The sequence below is a fragment of the Streptomyces sp. L-9-10 genome, assembly GCF_004151105.1.
GTDB lineage: Bacteria > Actinomycetota > Actinomycetes > Streptomycetales > Streptomycetaceae > Streptomyces.
On record NZ_PHRF01000149.1, the window covers coordinates 1 to 693 of the forward strand.

The following is a 693-nucleotide window of genomic DNA, read 5'->3' on the forward strand; positions in this document are numbered from 1 at the left end:
TGGGTGGGGTGGTGGGTGGCTGGTCGTTGTTTGAGAACTGCACAGTGGACGCGAGCATCTGTGGCCAAGTTTTTAAGGGCGCACGGTGGATGCCTTGGTACCAGGAACCGATGAAGGACGTGGGAGGCCGCGATAGGCCCCGGGGAGCTGTCAACCGAGCTTTGATCCGGGGGTGTCCGAATGGGGAAACCCGGCAGTCGTCATGGGCTGTCACCCGCTGCTGAACACATAGGCAGTGTGGAGGGAACGAGGGGAAGTGAAACATCTCAGTACCCTCAGGAAGAGAAAACAACCGTGATTCCGGGAGTAGTGGCGAGCGAAACCGGATGAGGCCAAACCGTATGCGTGTGATACCCGGCAGGGGTTGCGCATGCGGGGTTGTGGGAGTTCTCTTGATCGGTCTGCCGGCCGGTCGGCGAGTCAGAAACCGTATGGATAGGCGAAGGACATGCGAAAGGTCCGGCGTAGAGGGTAAGACCCCCGTAGCTGAAATCTGTACGGCTCGTTTGAGAACCACCCAAGTAGCACGGGGCCCGAGAAATCCCGTGTGAATCTGGCGGGACCACCCGCTAAGCCTAAATATTCCCTGGTGACCGATAGCGGATAGTACCGTGAGGGAATGGTGAAAAGTACCGCGGGAGCGGAGTGAAATAGTACCTGAAACCGTGTGCCTACAAGCCGTGGGAGCGTCGC

At 58.7% G+C, this 693-nt stretch carries 1 rRNA gene; it reads left to right on the top strand.

Annotated features, from left to right (window positions below):
* Positions 1 to 62: 62 nt before the first annotated feature.
* Positions 63 to 693: ribosomal RNA gene (locus tag CU044_RS31255) — 23S ribosomal RNA — on the top strand; the annotation flags it as partial.